Consider the following 16,657-nt stretch of genomic DNA (forward strand, 5'->3'; position numbering starts at 1 on the left):
GCCTATTGCATATCCTATAGGCATAAAACTACGTCAGACATATGGCTAATCATATAGCTCTGTCTATTTTTATCGCTGTAGAATTTTCTATGGCTTAACCTATAGGAATATCTATTTTGCAAATAGTAGCTTCTTACCATCTATTAGCTTGTACTAACTTACAGATATCGGGATCAGTCTGCAGTGAGCTGCGAAAGTTGAGCTAGTACTGCATCCATCCAAATGTCCAACTCCTCTTGGAGCCACTCGATGGTATCATCGAGCGACTGTGCAACATGAAGATATTTGACGCCCCCATTGGAGACATTCCGCGGATACCGAGTCACAAATTCTTGTTCGAGCAGCGATTTCGATTGCTTGCCAATTGTACTGGAATCGCGGTCGAGAACATCCGCAATTTCAGCAATTGAGCAGTGTGGATGATCGAGAACGGTGAGGTATACACGGAATGCTGCTTTGTGCACTCCACACACGATAGCTATCGTCTCCGTGAGCTCCACCTCAGTCTGAGTGATCGGGCCTGTGGCTCCACGAGGGCGCGGGACCATATAGTCGCACGTCAGTATCGTCAGCGTATGGCATTTTCTCGGGTGCTTCGAGGAGTTCGAGATACAATCCCCACTCCACTCGACAAAACCGGTATCCTCCCTGACGACAACCGACAAACTCGAGAGGCATCCGTACCGTGACCCAGAGAAGTTACAGCCCGTCTACGAGCAAGTCGGATCAATTGCTGGCACCGCTGCCCACTTCGACGTCTCAGAGACGACAGCACGCATATGGTTGATTCACCACGAAATCTATGACCCCGAAGAACAGGGAATGTCGTCTGTTGCGAATCGGCTAGAAGAGCTGTCACCTGAAGATTTGGGACTCCCACCACTGGGTGAGTGCCAATGAGCACAACGGAGTTCGGAGGTGAACACTGATGTTGATCGGACTTTCGTCGGACGATGGTGACGAAAACACGGTCTCGAACGACGACGCTGCCACAGCAATTAGAGCGGATGTAGCAGTGCCAAACACGTCGAGTACGGCCACGACCGAGCAGGAGGCCCCAAGTCGGGAAGCGATGTGGACACAGATCCAGCGACAGACCGAGCAAATCGAATCGCTCCACCAGCGCGTCAAGACGCTGGAACAAGAACGTGAGAACACTGAGAAAGATCTAGCCGATGCACAGGATCGTGCCAACCGCTCCGAGGCCGTGGCCGACGCCGCAATAGTCCACACCCGACAATTATGGATGCTCTCTGACGCGCTCGAAACACGGGTCGACAACGCGACAACGCGCGTGTTCGAGAACCACGAACAACGGCTACAGGACATCGAACACGACCGCGTGGATGTAAGCGACCTCATCAACTCGGATGTAACCCACGACCTCGAAATTCAACGGAAGACGGCTGCACGACTAGCCGCTGAGCGGGAAGACACAGACTCGCCTCTGTCGGGGAACAAGCATCGGATGACGTTCTTATGGCGCGAGTTCATCGAATCAGCGCAGAAGACGAAAGGCGGGAAACTGGAACTCGATTCAGCGGCATGCCGTCGTCGGTTAGAAAACCGCGCGGGGATCCACAATCCAAACACGAACACGGTGCAGCGGTCGATGAAAATGCTGGCGCGTCACACGCGTCAGGATGGTAGTGTGAATGGCTCGGGCAAGTGGGACGACCAAGATAACCTTGTTCGCTTCGACCCCGGCGAGCGGGGCGGACAGGCTGCCCGGTTAGTTGCTGATGCAGACGAGTTCCGTGAATTCGCTGCCGAACAATCACGGTCTGCGCTCGAACAGGGAGGTGAGGAAGCGCGATAATTACACTGTCGTAATCATCCCTCGAACACGGGGCGTAATCTTGCTCCGAAGCGTTTCCAGAGTACTCCTCCACAGATGACAAGGGGGACGCAATTTGCGTCCCCCTTCGAAGCGGAACGAACGGTCGGCTACTGTGGGGTGTAATTACTCTCGCTTTTCTCACCGGGATTGCGAGGTAGAAGAAAGCGAGAGAACAGGCATGACGTGATTACGGTTCATGTTCGGGCGTTAATTACGACAGTGTAATCTTGGCTGAGAGGATATTGTTGTGAACGCGTTACGGTCAGTATGTATGTTGGTGAGGCTTATGTCGTCTATGAGCTAAATGAAATGCGATATTACGAGTTCAACCTCTCTAAGCATGATCGCAAATACGATGCCACCTAAAGCCCCGCTTATCGCACCGTGTCGTACTCGCATTCCCCTGTCCCTTCGGGTTGCTTTCCAACTATAAATTCAGCAAAAACCCAGTACAAAGGAACAGAATTGCGCTCACCCAGCGTGATGACGTTGTAACAGGCCCAATGCCTGCGACAAACACGATAATGGCTTGAACGCTTGTACTGATAGAAATCGGTTTCCAGTGCATACTTTCCCTCGCTTGTTTCTGAACATCTATCGAGAAATGCTTTAGCTCGCAGGTCAAAAGAGGACGCAATGCACCGGCGCGCAGTCATCAAACTACTTGGCTCAAGTGCAATCGGTGGTAGTACGATCCTTTCTGGGTGCGCTCGTCTGAACACATCTGGGTCGTCAACGACAGTTCGAATGGGTACAAAAGGGCATCAGTCGTTTTTTGATCCAGTTGGGCTGCTTGTTGACCCTGGTGAGACAGTAACATTCGAGATGGAGAGTGGCAATCACTCTGCGACAGCGTACCATGAACAGTATAGCCTCGCGAAGGAAACACGGCTTCCAAAGGGTGTTGAACCCTTTGACAGTGGTGTTCTCATTGACCGGGGAGATACGTTTGAGCACACGTTTGACACGAAGGGTACCTACGATTATTACTGTATTCCACATAAGACGATGGGGATGATTGCTCGAATCGTCGTTGGAGAACCAGGTGGCCCAGCTGAGGGGAGTATGCCTCCGGATGGGAAAGTACCGACAAGTCAGCGAATCATCGACAACGGAAGCGTTGGTTATGAACAGTTCGACACGAAATAACTGCTCGGCATGGTCTGCAGACTATATTATTCCCTGACCATCCTGGGCATTTAAACACAACTCGACGTGTCAATTCGGTCTTCGATACGAAAAATATCAATATCGCCAGTTTCGTTCACTTCGAGTACAGCTCAAGTAGTTCTTGATATCGGTTCCGTATCGTCACTGGGGAAAACGTTCGTGACGTCCGCGACTGCCTCTTATGTGATCGATTCGTTCGCCAATCCGGCAGCTGCATACACTGCTCCTGCAGCAAGTGCGACGGGACTTTTCCCACTATGTGCGTTCTAACGCTTTGGCGAACTCAACTCACGCCCGCGCGATATTCGGTCTCAGTACTGAATTCAAGACCAGACATAATGCGTGGAATGAACGCCCTTCATCAGGCTCGTTCTCGATTGTTCCGTTCTCTCAATTGCTCGTGCGTGACCCAATCAGTCAGGTAGAAGTGACTCGCTGAGTAAGAATTACTAATGTCTTCGAATCGGCGACATCCATGGGATGAAGGCAACCAAAGAGACTTCTCCTGGTTCAGATCACGCCGTCGGCTATCCGTATTCATTCTCCACATAATTGTGCTTACCCAAATCCCTGTCGTCTCTGCACATGGAGCAACTGCAACCGGAGGACTAGCCCCGGGACATGGGGTTTTACTCGTTCTCGGCGGGATTGGGCTTCTTGGTGGAACCATTCTCTGTAAGCGAATTAATCGCATCTCACCAACAGTTGCACTTTCGGGCGTGTTTGTCGGACTCGTTGTGACTGCGCTTGGAGCAATCCTCTTCGAAGCGCTATCGCCGGAAGTTACCTATTCAGCGGCTTCTATGCCCTTCCCACGGTCGTGGTACTTCCCACTGGCCGTATCGGTCGGTTTTCTGATTATGGTGTCGAGTCTCGTCGTCGGCCGGATTCGATGGCCAACCCGCCCTCGATACACCTTCCTCGGGATTCTAATGGGATTGTGGATCGCGTATCCGTATCTCTTTCCTGGTCACACTAGTGACTCACATCCACTCGGGTACGCAATCGTCTTGGGGACACCCATCCTCGTTGGGTATATCATTTGGAAAGACGTAGGAAGTGTGCTCTCTGCAGTTCTTCGTGATCCGATTGCTCGTCGATTCGGTGTTGGTGTCGGAATTATCGTCGCTCTGTTCTTTATCTCTGTGACCGGTTATCTATCGTTTTTCCCGGAAGGAGGCCTCCCACACGAGCAGTCAATTGTTGTTTTACCCGCAATCTATCAACTCGTGACATGGCCCACACTCGAAATCTATCTCCCTCATATTCCTCTTTTCGTGGCGGTGTCGCCCGGACAGGTCATTGTTGTCGGATTGTTGAGTACCCTTATTGGGTTGAATGCAGCCTTCATCGCCCGTCACTGGCGCGTTGAGGAACGAGCCGGAATGACACAGAGCACCGCCGGAGCGGGGGCAATCGTGGGGTCATGTACGTGTGGTTGCTGTGGGCCACTTGTTGCCAAAGTTGCAGTGCTGACAGCTGGTCCTTCTATCGCAGCCCCACTATATTGGGTATTCGTCGATACGGCTTCCCCGTTAAGCGCGCTATTCATTATTGCGAGCATCATCCTGTTCGCAGGGAGTCTCGTTTATTCAGTTGAAGCGGCGCGTCAACCCGGCCAATCAGCAGTAATTGCTCCGGCTGATTGAGTTCTGATTATCTTAGGACAACCCTCCTCCCACGTAATTGTCGTTCTAAACACACTTTTCACAGTTAATGGCGATTGACTGCCGAGAGGGATGTGTCCGATCAACATAACAAGAAACTCGTAGTAACTGATGCGCATATCTTTTCAATGGAGAGAAGGGCCATACGAAGGGCGTCAGAAGACGACAGTCTCAAAGATATTTCGGGTCTCCAGTTTAGCAAGGGCATTCAAGAAAGCAAGATTCGTCTTCAAGGCACGGGAATAGACGACGAATATTCTGCAAAGAAGTCCTATGGTGAGGCATTCGTTGCTGCCGTCCGAAAGCAAATCAATTGCTGATCTTGTTTGGTCAATCTGCATTCATTTCTGATCGACCGAACATCCATGACTTTGCACGTGTGAGTAGTGACGTCTCCTTACTATCTTCGACCGCCGGGACCGGATCGGCTTCGAGTTGTCGCGTCAGCCGGTTATTTTCTTCGTGCAATCGCTCAATTTCGCCTTCAAGCCGGGAGAGAGCCTCTCTCAGGAAAGAGGATTCAACATCTGAATCCAGTGTTGAATGCGTTGAATCACGATTACGGATGATTTGACGGACGTATTCACTTCTGGATTCATCTCGTTTCTTCGCTTCTTTCTCCAACTCCTCTATTTCGTCTCTCTCAAGCCGGACGGTCATATTCTTCATTGAGTTGGTCTGTGAATGCGCCCGGATTCATATAGGATTCAGTCAGACGTGCGTGCGACGTATTTCGAGTGGAACCAGTAGTTAGTATAATATACTAACATACGCGGCCAGCGTATCGATTGTCCTCGCTTACAGAAGTTGAGACTGGTGTTCTCAATGCATGGAGAATTAAATTAATACAGAATTATTGACACTGTCCGCATGATTTGTACTAGTGCCGGTCTCCTGTCTATCCTGGGTAAGTAATTGTCTCATATCCAAATAGATACCGAAAAATTGGACCATGTTCGGAATTCTACGGAGTCATAAACATTTATCTATGTAGTACATTCTGTATAGAACTATGTCCGATGACTTTCCACTTCCGGACAACTTACCCGTACCGGATGACGATGGAGTGGCCGACCATCTCCAGGGGATGGAGATGCCCAACGTCTCCCTCTCAGCGACCGACAGCACGACGATCAACCTCCAAGAACTGCCCCCTCGAACAGTTATCTACGTCTATCCACTGACTGGGCGGCCAGACAAGGACGTGATCCCAGAAGGGTGGGAAGACGTCCCGGGAGCTCGTGGCTGTACTCCTGAGTCATGCGGGTTTCGTAGTCATTACGATGCACTTCGAGAGAATGGAGTTGGGGAGGTATTTGGACTGTCTACGCAGTCAAGTGAGTACCAACGCGAAGCCCGTGATCGTTTGCACCTCCCCTTTGAGATGCTGAGTGATGCCGAGCAGGAGTTGACACATGAGCTTGACTTGCCGATGTTCACTATCAAGGGAGATGAGTACTTGAAGCGATTGACACTAGTGATCTCTGATGGATGTATTGAACACGTCTTCTATCCGATTTTCCCACCAGACGAACATGCGAATGAAGTGCTAAAGTGGGTAACGGATAATCCCCGCTAAGAGGCCAGTAGAACTGCTGCTTCCGTTTAGCCAACCGATTTATACCGATAGCAATCTCAGGCTCCTAATAGAGCCTCGGTTTACTATTTGGGTGGGTCTGCGTCCTCACTGAAGCCACTCCCGTACGTTTCGAGCACTTCTGTAACGGTGACCTCGTACGCGTCGTACCACTCTGTCCACCGCTGCTTCGCCTGTTTGTGGTCTGAAGCCGCTCCAAATGACTCAAGCGCGTTCAGTGACTTCCAGTAGTACACGACAAGAATCTCCTCACTCTCCGAGGCGTTCCACGTGCGTTTACCGAGATACCCATCCGTCTCTTTAGCAGCTGCTTGTATCGCGTCGTTCAACTTGTGAAATTCCTCATCGTACTCACCCGGTTCAAGACGGAACGTGACAAGATACATCACTACTTATTCTCACCCACGCCGATAAGATGATTCCCATCGGTGGACATACACTTTCGCTATTGGATACTCGCTGACCTACCGTCCTTCTCGTGTTTTCGTCTCTGGCCAGTCTCGCCTGGAACCCCACAACTATCCAGTGCTTCAGAGAATACTCGTATGGACAACCCAACCATATCGGAGGCCTGTACCACCTTCCGAGTGAATCCTGTGGTGACTGCCTATGACACAACATGACAACCGGCCAACCGAGAACCGATTTGCAACCATTGCTGTTGGCGCCGCTGATACTGAGAAGCGTCCCCACAGAGGTGGCACAAGCGATGTCGTCCCGCCAATCCACCTATCGACCACGTTCGAGTGGGGGAGTGGGGACAGTGCAAACGAACACGACTACTCACGTGAGAGTAACCCGACACGGGCGGCCCTCGAAGAGCAGTTAGCTCGACTCGAAGGCGGCGAGTATGCATTGGCGTTCGCTTCGGGAATGGCCGCTACTTCGACCACAATACTGTCACTGGTCCCGCCGGGTGGCCACCTCGTCTCCTCTGACTCCATCTATAGTGGCACCGAAAAACTACTCACGGAACTCGCTGCTGGACACCTCAACGTCGATGTAGACTTCGTCGACGCTCGCGACCCTGAAAACGTTGCGGCAGCAGTTGATTCAGAGACTGACTTGATTTGGGCAGAGACGCCGACCAACCCGCTGATACGCCTGTGCGACATTCAGGCGATTGCCGACATCGCTGACAATCACAACAGCTTGTTCGGAGTTGATAGTACTTTTGCGAGTCCGTACTTCCAAGCACCGCTCGAGTTAGGTGCTGACATTGTTGTCCACAGCACCACTAAGTACCTCAACGGGCATTCCGACTCGATCGGTGGTGCCATCATCACCAACGACGACGGAGCTTTTGAGCAGTTAGCGTTCGCACAGCGGATCGGACTTGGGAATATGCTGTCGCCGTTTGACTGTTATCTGGTTGGGCGAGGAGTGAAGACACTGCCGGCGCGGATGGACCACCACGAAACCAACGCAATGGCAGTTGCGCGGTTCCTCGAAAGCCACGATCGGGTAGCACATGTCTATTATCCGGGACTTGAGAGTCACCCACAACACGACCTTGCGAGTGAGCAGATGTCGGGGTACAGCGGGATGTTATCGTTCGAGTTTGACGGGACGCTCGTCGAGCTTGAAGCATTCATTGAGGGGCTCGAGGTGTTTACACCGGGGGCGAGTCTTGGTGGAACGGAGAGTTTGATTGAGGTTCCGTCGTTGATGATTCCCGACGAGTTCAGCCGTAGTGAGGATTCAGCGGAGATTCCGGAGACTCTGGTCCGGGTATCCGTTGGCCTCGAAGACGCTGATGACCTCTGCGAGGACCTTCGGAAGGCGCTACCGTAGGCGCACGGTCCCCTTTTCTCCCGACCGTCCCGATCCGCAAGTGGGTCGATTATTCATCAGATGCGACAGCGAAAACGGAAATGCGGTGTATTCGTCCGCTCACAGCTCTGGTGGAAGCAATTCCAAAAGCTCGCCGTTGACTTTCTCACTCACAATCACTTCGGAGGGTGTTCCTGCTATAGCAGGTCCCAAGTTTACTCGGCCGGGGGGCACCCCTATGACATATGAGGTTCGACCTGACCAAGGACCAACGGGCGCTGCGAGATGAGGTTCGAAAATTCACAAAAGAGGAGATTAAACCGGAGGCCAGAGATCTTGACCGAGAGGAGGAGTATCCGAGCGCGATCTTCGACGAACTCAGCGAACGTCGTTTGACGGGCGTAACGCTTCCAGAAGAGTACGGGGGCCGAGATGAAGGCCTCGTGGAACTCGCGTTGATGATCGAAGAGCTATCGGCTGGCCTCATGTCCGTGGCGAGCATCATTGGACTTCATCTGGGAGTTGCGGAAGTTATCGAGCGCTTCGGAACCGAACTTCAGCGCGAGGAATTCCTTCCCGAGATGGCATCGTTCGACGCTGTTGGCGCCCTCGGCTTGAGTGAGGCGAACGCAGGGAGTAATAAGCTGGAGATGGAGACCACCGCCGAACGTGACGGCGACGAGTGGATTCTTAACGGCCACAAGCAGTGGGTGACGAACTTCCTTGACGCGGACTACGTCCTCACGTACGCGAAGACCGGCCCAGATGAGGACGCGCCACACAACATCAGTGCGTTTCTCGTCCCGACCGACGACTTCGAAGTCGAGACGGTGTGGGAAACGCTGGGTGCGAACAGCGTGAAGACCCCGCGCGTCTCCCTTGCGAACGTTCCCGTTCTCGATGATCGACTCATCGGCGAGGAAAACGAAGGCTACGTCCAGCGTGGAGAGCTACATACTGGTGTGAATGTTCCCGCTCGGGGCGTCGGTATTGCTCGCGCTGCCCTCGAAGACACGGTGGCCTACACGAGCAGTCGTGAGCAGTACGGCCAGCACATCAGCGATTTCCAAGGAGTCAGCTGGGAAGTCAGCAAGATGGCTGAACGAGTCGATACCGCCCGGTTACTCACCCTCCGCGCAGCCGACTGTGCAGATCGCGGACACGACGCCACACGCGAGTTTAGTATGGCGAAAATCAATGCGACACAGGCCGCAGTGGACAACGCTAACAAGGCGATGCAACTCCACGGCGGTATCGGCTACACGACGGAACACGACGTCGAGCGGTATCTGCGTGACGCGAAACTACTCACGATTGCTGGTGGCCCGAACGAGAGCTACAAGAACACGCTCACTGAGGCCGTCTTCGAGCAGCACGACGACTAACTCAGTCGAGCATCGGCCGTCTCTCTGTTCACAGAACCGTTATCTGGCTGTGAGGAATATTTGATACCACACTCAGATACGATGGCGTCTCCTAAGCAGTCTGACGAAGCGCTTCAGGTATATATTGACCTCTGGTACCCTGATTGCTGGGAAATCGAGATTACAGAGCGTCTAAATGTCGGAATTCTTGGCTATGGGATCTATATGACTGGCAGCGAAGTTGCGACGCTTTTCACGATCTACGCGAACGATCAGGAATCGGTAACGGAGGGTATCGAAGCCATTCGTACGTCTGAGCACGTTCATTCTGTCTCTCAGATGGCATCTGGTTTCCGGCAGACTTCGGTTCCAAAGCCGGGAAATGCGACGCGAGAGCTCCTTGTTGTTCACGATGGACGAAAGCAGATCAGTCAGCCACTCACTTCTCGTGGATTCGTGTGTACAGGACCGATCGACATTCGAGGTGGGCGGGAGTATTGGAGTCTCGTAACGAACCATGACCGGGAAACAGTCCGAGTCAAGCTTGATGAAGTTTGTGCGCAGATGAGCGCGGAGATTAATCTGCGGAGTATGAAGCAGCAGAGCCGTGGAACTACGCCGACCACACTTCCAGCGGATCAGTTCACAAAGCGCCAATTAGAGGTATTCCAGCTCGCTCGTGAGCAGGGGTACTACGAGTACCCGAAGGAGACGACGGCCGGAGAATTGGCTGACGAATTAGCGATTACCACATCAACGCTCCACGAACACCTTTACAAAGTGGAGGCGGTCTTATTAGGGAGGGACGGCATGACGCGACTCGAATAGATGTCCTTCGAAAGTTCACATACCTATCTAACACCTGTTTCAGCGGGAGGTGCCTATCCAACAGGATTTCAACAGAACCACGTTTCTAGACGAGGGAGTGTGGATTATTCGAGTGGTTCGATTCCGTCTCCGGAGCGAATAATCCCATCTTCGAGAATATCCGCTCGGAGCCCTCCGCGATGAGTGAGTGCCTTGCAATACGCCATCGTGAGTGATGTGCTGCAGATGATCACATGGTTCACACAGCCGATCCCCTCAACAGATGGCCTCACCGATACGGAATCGTTGTCCAACGAGATGGTTGAGTGCGATATCCCGAGTCTTGATGTTCCGTCGGTGTCCCCCGGTGCGAGTTCGATTCCCGCTTCACGTTCGATTGCTGTAACAGCCTCCTTCTCGATCAACGTAAGGTCGTACCCATCGTGTCGTGCTTCATCTGGCTCCCAGTCGACGAAAGTTCCCGTTTCAATCTCGCTACAGTAGCAATCACCGCGGAGCCCTTTCTTGGTAATTGCTTCAACGGTGGTCAGTTCTTCCATCTCAACTTCGGCCTCTGTTGCTGTAAAAATCCGTTCGACGGTGCCACTGCCAGTCATGTGTACTATGCTGTTTGATAGGAATACAAGCATACGGGTGGAGGTATTGTTGGCCAGATAAATGGCAACACGTCACTGTACTGGTGTGGTGGATCTTTTCTAGATCTCTCAATAAATACACAACAAGATGCGATAAAATTGACAATCGTTATTCTTTCTTCTCTCTGATTTTCAGCCATGTCATGGACGTATCTCCTCATTGCTGCCCTCTTTGAGGTTGGCTGGGCGATCGGTCTTGAATACACTGAAGGGTTCACTCGCCCCGTTCCCAGCGTATTGACTAGTATCGCGATGGTTATCAGTATGGGGTTGCTCGCACAATCGGTCAAAACACTTCCAATCGGAACAGCCTATGCTGTCTGGACTGGCATCGGAGCAGTTGGGACTGCTATCGCTGGAATTCTCCTTTTTGGAGAACCACGAAATGTGTCTCGATTTCTGTTCATCGGGTTCATCATCGCTGGTGTTGCCGGCTTAAAACTTACTGGCAGTCACTGATCAGTTCAGCTACTTTCAGTACTAGAGGCAGCCTCCCATCGGGGTTGCCATTACTTCTGGACGAACTGGACGATGTTCTCATTGGTCACTTGGATCGTCCCAAGGATCGAATTTTGGTCGAATGGATTCGCGACGTATACACAGATATTTTTCTCGTCAATAACATCGTAGGTGGTGTAGAGCGTAGCTGTCGTTCGAAGCTCAAAGTTCTCATAGACATCAAGAAGCTGGTCGAGTTCTGTAACGAGTGGGTCAGGCATTTCCGCAACAAACTGGTCTGTGAATAGGAATCGAACGCTCACACCTCGATCGAGCGTATCGGTAAGGCGGTCAATCGTTTGTGTATATACTTCTTCAAAGCCGAAGAGTCCACCAGCGGTCGTGGTCGCAGTGATTACGAGTGTATTGGTAGCGGCATCCAATCGATCATCCAATAGCTTTTTCTGACCGACGGTCGCAGGCCAGAAATGGCCTTCCACCGGGGCGATGGATTCCAATTCGGTGAGAACTTCTGCTGCGATCGTTTCGTATTGTGTTTGTTGTCGGTGAAGATCACGGCGACGTGCCGTAAGCAAGCGATCAACAGCATGGTCAGGTTCGACAGCAACATAGGTTCGCGGGTGGCGGTCTGGTTGTCGACGGATAACGTTCTGTGACTCAAGACTGGAAAGAACGTCATAGATACGGCCCATTGGGACGTCACTCGCTTCAGAAATTTCCTCGGCAGTACCAAATCTGAGCGTCAACAGCCCTCGATATGCTTTTTCTTCATAACTTGAGAGTCCGAGATCACGAAACGAAGTCATAGCTCGTCCTCGACTCTAAGATGTGATAAACTCTGGTACCACCCCGTAGGGCCGGCAGAAGTTGAGACTGTTTCTCTCAATGCATAGCATTATATCAAAATAATCTCACCAAATGATTTGGATGTGTGTTTTCATCTGGATTGTACCGTACATCAATTCCACCGAGTGCATAGTCCGTGTACTATTCGTACCAGCATCTCTCTCGATTACTCAGCCCCAAAATAGAGATCTGACTCAAGCAACACGGTTGCTACGGAATTGCTATTTTGAATCCTCCTGCCATTTGCAGGTATACGATGCGTAGAACCCTTGTCGGTACGACGCACCAAGAATCTCGAACCCTGTTCGTTCCAGCATGGGTTCCATCAAGAAGTCGTACGTGCTGAACTCCTTGCGGAAATGATTGTTGAGCTCTTCATCAGTGAAGAGCGTTGGTTCCATTCCCTCGAGCCACGCTTCGATATTTTCGTGACTATCTACGGGTTCAAATGAAAAGACAAGATCCCGAAACCGGAAGATACCGCCTGGCTCGAGGGCTTCACCGACTGTTTTGAGTGCCTCGACCTTCCAGAAATCAGGAAGGTGATGAAACGCGTTCTTCGAGAAAACAAACGAAGCAGGCTCTCTTTGATGGATATAACTCACAATCCCACTCTGGATCAACTCAATGTTCTCTATATTACTAGCTTCAACCTTTCCGCGTGCTTTCTCCAACATCGTCTCCGAAACATCGACTGCCACAACATGATCGCAGTATTCAGCGATCGCAAGTGGAAACTCACCCGTTCCGGTAGCGAAGTCGATAACTGTGTCCTCGGTCGATAGTCCATGCTTTTGGAGGAGTTCAATTTCATCGGATGGATTGAATGGTATTTTCTCATCGTATCGAGCGACTTGATCGGGATCTACGTGCTCCTCACCAGCGTGCTGCTGCTCATCGAAGAACCATTCCGGCATCATCTGATTTAGATATCCTTACCAATCCGTATTAATGACTCTGTGAATGTGGTGGGCATTCACACGGAGGATAACTGCTGGTTGATATCGAAAACATGGTCCGATTGATATCTGCCAAAATAATATTCTGTTACCACTCGCCCAGGTTGTTGCCGTCGGTTTTATTATTGACAGTGGGCAACTTGTGTGGTTCAGTTTGAGACGATTGCAAAGTGGTCGATTGGCTGAAATTGTACATTCTGGAGTTACTATTACCTGTGTAGTTTTATTCCCATAACTTAAGAGAATGGATTTTACACGCGCATTTATTTATACCACTAATAAATAATATAAATGGCACCAAGACCTTCGCCAACTACTCTATCACGAGCTAATTAATGGAAAGCAAAGTTGAACTCACTTAATTCTTGAAGATTGACCACACATGCATTTAATATGGATGACAACCGATAGAGAGCATGGAGTTAATTAAGTACCTGGATGATTTTAACGAGCGAGACTGGCAATATACTAGCGAGGGAACTGTCAGGCTTGCACTAGTAGGATTAGGTTGGTGGACTGTCGATATGGTACTCCCTGCAGTGAAGGATTCGGACCTCTGTTGTACGACTACCGTCGTCAGTAGCTCGAAAAACAAAGCCGAAAAAACCGCGTCGAGCGAAGCAACAATTGAACACGCGATTACTTACGAAGAGTTCCACGACGGGGAAGCCAAAGAAGCCTTTGACGCGGTATATATAGCGACGCCAAACGCACGACATCTGGAGTATGCGGAAACAGCAGCCAAATTAGGGAAGGACGTTCTCTGTGAAAAACCGATGGAAGCGACCGCTGAACGCGCTCAACGCCTCGTCAGTGTTTGTGATTCGAACGACGTTCTACTTATGATTGCATATCGGGTGCAAACTCAGCCCGCAATCCGTCGTGCGCGTGAATTGATCGATAACGGTTTTATTGGGAAACCTGTCCAAGCGTACGGAAGCTATTCGCAACCGCTCCTCGGCATGTTCTCAAATCCGGATCAGTGGAGACTTGATTCGGATCTTTCTGGATATGGTACTTCGATCATGGACCTGGGAATTTATCCCATTAACACACTTCGATTCCTGTTACGAAGCGATCCGACAGCAGTGACTGCACAAACCGAGTCTTTCCATGAAGATTTTTCCGACGTATCTGATGAGCGGTCCGCTTATACGTTGACGTTCGAGAATGGTACGCATGCCGTCTGTACCGCTAGTCAAAACGCGTACGGTGATTCACAGCTCAAACTTACCGGAACAGACGGGCAAATAGACCTCAGTCCGGTATTTAACGGCGAGTGTACGTTGGAACTCGCCCGCTCGAATACCACTGTCCAAATCAGTTTCGAAAATGTGGACGAAATGAAAGAAGAATTTGACTATTTCGCTGATAAAATTCTTTGCTCAGGGTCTGTCTTTCCCGATGGACAACACGGACTCGTCGATATGCGGACATTGCAGGCGATCTATCGGGCAGCCCGCAGCGGACAGGTAGAACAAATCAAATGATAGATTCGTTTCGTGGAACCATCATTCTATCACTGCCTTTACATAACAAATATTGGAAAGGTCGTTAAATAACACAATCAAATCATTTTAAGTTGAATCATCACCTGGATAACAGCGTGTTGGACCACCGTTGGTGGCGCCAGCGGACCACCACCAATGAGATTGCTGTAAAGAAACGGCAACTGATTGTGACCATATTATGCAATAAACATCGATACAAATACATTAACATCATAAATTTTATTAATCAGTACTGATTTAGTAATCAACATATTTCTGATATATATGGAAAATACGACTTTTTAGATTCTGTGTTTCGTGTCTATAGTACGGGTATTGGACTTTCTACTTCCGAGTTGGACTGTGGAGTAATCTCGATTAAACGGGCTGAAGTGTAACCGATAGACTTTCTAAATGAACTACGGACAATGAGAATGGAGTTCAGATGAGCACATCGGCTGACAAACGGGAGAACATGCACTCAACAGCGCTCGAGAAGCGACTCTGACTGAGATGACAGATAGGCAAATGCTGGATATCCTTGATCACCACGGGATACCGTCTTAGATGCCAGCCACCGTTCTGACCAAGAGGAACTTTTCGATAGTATCAATTCTTTTCATGAACGTAGTTATGTCCTCAATATTTAGGAGAATATCTGTGGTCTCTGTTGTGTCGCGATGTTAGTTACCGACCAGAAACTCACTATTTCTATGCTGCGAGTACTCCTAAACAGGTTGTTGATGTGATTGACATATCTCTGAGAATTTCGAAAATACACTCGCACGGTCGACCAACGTCATCGAGATTATTCCCAAATCCTCGTAATCAATCTTATCCGTTTCCATCTTCTATTTCGATTCTCCTCTGGTTTTCACTACAGATTCATCGCGATATCGTCTGGTAAACAGCTCTTCGGCTATACTTGAGATTTCACTCTCGATCCTCCGCACGGATCTGTGAACCCCCAATTTCACCTTCACGAACGTCGGCGGGGCTAACTGGCTCACCTCGTTCTGCCGCGGCATACGCAGCAAGGATGAGATCAACTGGGCTGCGAGCCTCTTGACCGGTGACTGCAGGACGGCGGCCCTCGTGGAGAGCATTTACGAAGTCCTGCACGACGGCCTCGTGACCCTCTCCGAGTGGGGAAACTTTACCCACTACATCTTGTATTTCCGTCTCCGGGCTGTAGAAGCTTTCCTCACCCGTACCGACTTCAAAATGTGAGACATCGTCTTCCTCAATGGTGATCGAACCCTCTGTACCGTTGACTTCCGTTCGAGTCAATCCTCCTTTGACAGCCGTAGTTCCCTCGATAGTACCGAGAGCGCCGTTTGCAAACCGGACTGCTATTGCGGCGGTATCCTCACAGTCAAGTCTCCGGTCGACGTTGTCAACGGTTGCCCAGACTTCTTCAACATCACCGACAAGCCAGCAAAGGCGATCGATCATGTGGATTGCCTGGTTCATGAGTACACCGCCATCCATCTTGCGGGTGCCGCGCCAGTCGCCGGAGTCATAATACTCCTGTGAACGAAACCATTTCACTGCTGTGTCACCGAGTACTACCTTGCCCAGATCGCCCTCGGCGATCGCACTCTTTACCCTCAGAGCAGCTGGATCGTAACGTCGTTGGAACACGCCTGCGAGAGTCACACCGGCATTGTTACAGGCCGTTATCATCCTGTCCATTCGGTCGGCGAAAACATCGAGCGGTTTCTCACAGAGTACATCCGCACCAGCCTCGGCAACTTCAGTAACGACCCGCGAATGCGTCCCGCTGGGTGTGCAGACGCTGACCGCATCGATGTTAGCGTCTTCTATCATCTCGGTCGTATCTGTGTAGGCGGCACACTCGAATTCCTCGGCGAACGACTGACCGTTTTCCGGGACGACATCTGCGCACGCAACGAGTTCTACACCGTCAGCATTCTGCACTGCTTGACCATGCGTCTGCCCGATTCCTATACAACCGATTATTCCGTATCTAAGCGACTCTCCCATCAGTTGTAGTCCCGTTCGTCTA

Annotated in this window: 15 protein-coding genes and 2 pseudogenes; 9 read left to right on the forward strand and 8 right to left on the reverse strand. The window is 50.8% G+C overall.

The window, feature by feature from the left end; translation table 11 throughout:
- Positions 1-173: 173 nt before the first annotated feature.
- Positions 174-665: a MarR family transcriptional regulator gene (locus tag OOF89_RS23785; protein ID WP_266082927.1), complete on the reverse strand. Its 492-nt coding sequence runs from the start codon at positions 663-665 to the stop codon at positions 174-176.
- Between the two features lie 263 nt (positions 666-928).
- Here OOF89_RS23785 and OOF89_RS23790 point away from each other — a divergent pair, with 263 nt between their 5' ends.
- Both OOF89_RS23790 and OOF89_RS23795 read left to right on the forward strand, forming a co-directional pair.
- Entirely contained in the window at positions 929-1,819 is an 891-nt protein-coding gene (locus OOF89_RS23790) for a hypothetical protein (protein ID WP_266082929.1), read from the forward strand.
- A 657-nt stretch (positions 1,820-2,476) separates the two neighbouring features.
- Positions 2,477-2,989 carry a plastocyanin/azurin family copper-binding protein gene (locus tag OOF89_RS23795; RefSeq protein ID WP_266082931.1) on the forward strand — a complete coding sequence of 171 codons (513 nt, stop codon included), beginning with the start codon at positions 2,477-2,479 and terminating at the stop codon, positions 2,987-2,989.
- Between the two features lie 115 nt (positions 2,990-3,104).
- Here the strand turns inward: OOF89_RS23795 and OOF89_RS24590 are convergent.
- Positions 3,105-3,270 (reverse strand): annotated as a pseudogene (locus tag OOF89_RS24590) (transcription initiation factor IIB 2); the annotation flags it as partial.
- Between the two features lie 294 nt (positions 3,271-3,564).
- On the opposite strand from OOF89_RS24590, the gene OOF89_RS23800 reads away from it, so the two are divergent.
- Positions 3,565-4,659, forward strand: a complete 1,095-nt coding sequence (locus OOF89_RS23800; RefSeq protein WP_266082933.1) for a hypothetical protein — start codon at positions 3,565-3,567, stop codon at positions 4,657-4,659.
- 348 nt (positions 4,660-5,007) lie between these two features.
- Here the strand turns inward: OOF89_RS23800 and OOF89_RS23805 are convergent, their stop codons facing one another.
- On the reverse strand, positions 5,008-5,346 hold the full coding sequence (locus OOF89_RS23805) for a ribbon-helix-helix domain-containing protein (RefSeq protein WP_266082935.1): 339 nt from the start codon (positions 5,344-5,346) through the stop codon (positions 5,008-5,010).
- 343 nt (positions 5,347-5,689) lie between these two features.
- On the opposite strand from OOF89_RS23805, the gene OOF89_RS23810 reads away from it, so the two are divergent.
- On the forward strand, positions 5,690-6,256 hold the full coding sequence (locus OOF89_RS23810) for a peroxiredoxin (RefSeq protein WP_266082937.1): 567 nt from the start codon (positions 5,690-5,692) through the stop codon (positions 6,254-6,256).
- 83 nt (positions 6,257-6,339) lie between these two features.
- Here OOF89_RS23810 and OOF89_RS23815 read toward each other — a convergent pair whose 3' ends face one another.
- Positions 6,340-6,660, reverse strand: coding sequence for an antibiotic biosynthesis monooxygenase family protein (locus OOF89_RS23815; RefSeq protein WP_266083385.1), 321 nt, complete (start codon positions 6,658-6,660; stop codon positions 6,340-6,342).
- A gap of 223 nt (positions 6,661-6,883) precedes the next feature.
- Between OOF89_RS23815 and OOF89_RS23820 the strand changes: the two genes are divergently transcribed.
- The 3 genes from OOF89_RS23820 to OOF89_RS23830 all read left to right on the forward strand — a co-directional run bounded on the left by OOF89_RS23820 (position 6,884) and on the right by OOF89_RS23830 (position 10,239).
- The gene (locus tag OOF89_RS23820; RefSeq protein ID WP_266082939.1) at positions 6,884-8,068 is read left to right on the forward strand and encodes a trans-sulfuration enzyme family protein; all 1,185 of its coding nucleotides are present in this window, start codon (positions 6,884-6,886) and stop codon (positions 8,066-8,068) included.
- A 224-nt stretch (positions 8,069-8,292) separates the two neighbouring features.
- Positions 8,293-9,432 (forward strand): acyl-CoA dehydrogenase family protein, encoded by a 1,140-nt coding sequence (locus OOF89_RS23825; protein WP_266082941.1) that lies wholly within the window; start codon positions 8,293-8,295, stop codon positions 9,430-9,432.
- 204 nt (positions 9,433-9,636) lie between these two features.
- A complete protein-coding gene (locus tag OOF89_RS23830) occupies positions 9,637-10,239 on the forward strand; it encodes a helix-turn-helix domain-containing protein (RefSeq protein ID WP_266082943.1) in 603 nt (200 codons plus the stop codon).
- A gap of 104 nt (positions 10,240-10,343) precedes the next feature.
- Here OOF89_RS23830 and OOF89_RS23835 read toward each other — a convergent pair.
- Positions 10,344-10,835, reverse strand: a pseudogene (locus OOF89_RS23835) (MOSC domain-containing protein).
- Positions 10,836-11,012: 177 nt separating this feature from the next.
- Between OOF89_RS23835 and sugE the strand changes: the two are divergent.
- Positions 11,013-11,333, forward strand: a complete 321-nt coding sequence (gene sugE / locus OOF89_RS23840; RefSeq protein ID WP_266082945.1) for a quaternary ammonium compound efflux SMR transporter SugE — start codon at positions 11,013-11,015, stop codon at positions 11,331-11,333.
- A 50-nt stretch (positions 11,334-11,383) separates the two neighbouring features.
- Here sugE and OOF89_RS23845 read toward each other — a convergent pair whose 3' ends face one another.
- Together OOF89_RS23845 and OOF89_RS23850 are read right to left on the reverse strand one after the other, a co-directional pair.
- Positions 11,384-12,139, reverse strand: coding sequence for a TrmB family transcriptional regulator (locus OOF89_RS23845; protein WP_266082947.1), 756 nt, complete (start codon positions 12,137-12,139; stop codon positions 11,384-11,386).
- 261 nt (positions 12,140-12,400) lie between these two features.
- Positions 12,401-13,099: a class I SAM-dependent methyltransferase gene (locus OOF89_RS23850; protein ID WP_266082949.1), complete on the reverse strand. Its 699-nt coding sequence runs from the start codon at positions 13,097-13,099 to the stop codon at positions 12,401-12,403.
- Positions 13,100-13,554: 455 nt separating this feature from the next.
- Here OOF89_RS23850 and gfo6 point away from each other — a divergent pair, with 455 nt between their 5' ends.
- On the forward strand, positions 13,555-14,628 hold the full coding sequence (gene gfo6, locus OOF89_RS23855; RefSeq protein ID WP_266082951.1) for a D-xylose 1-dehydrogenase Gfo6: 1,074 nt from the start codon (positions 13,555-13,557) through the stop codon (positions 14,626-14,628).
- Between the two features lie 933 nt (positions 14,629-15,561).
- Here the strand turns inward: gfo6 and OOF89_RS23860 are convergent.
- On the reverse strand, positions 15,562-16,635 hold the full coding sequence (locus tag OOF89_RS23860) for a Gfo/Idh/MocA family protein (protein ID WP_266082953.1): 1,074 nt from the start codon (positions 16,633-16,635) through the stop codon (positions 15,562-15,564).
- Positions 16,636-16,657: the final 22 nt, after the last annotated feature.

The organism is Haladaptatus caseinilyticus (assembly GCF_026248685.1).
In the GTDB taxonomy this organism is placed as follows: Archaea; Halobacteriota; Halobacteria; order Halobacteriales; family Haladaptataceae; genus Haladaptatus; species Haladaptatus caseinilyticus.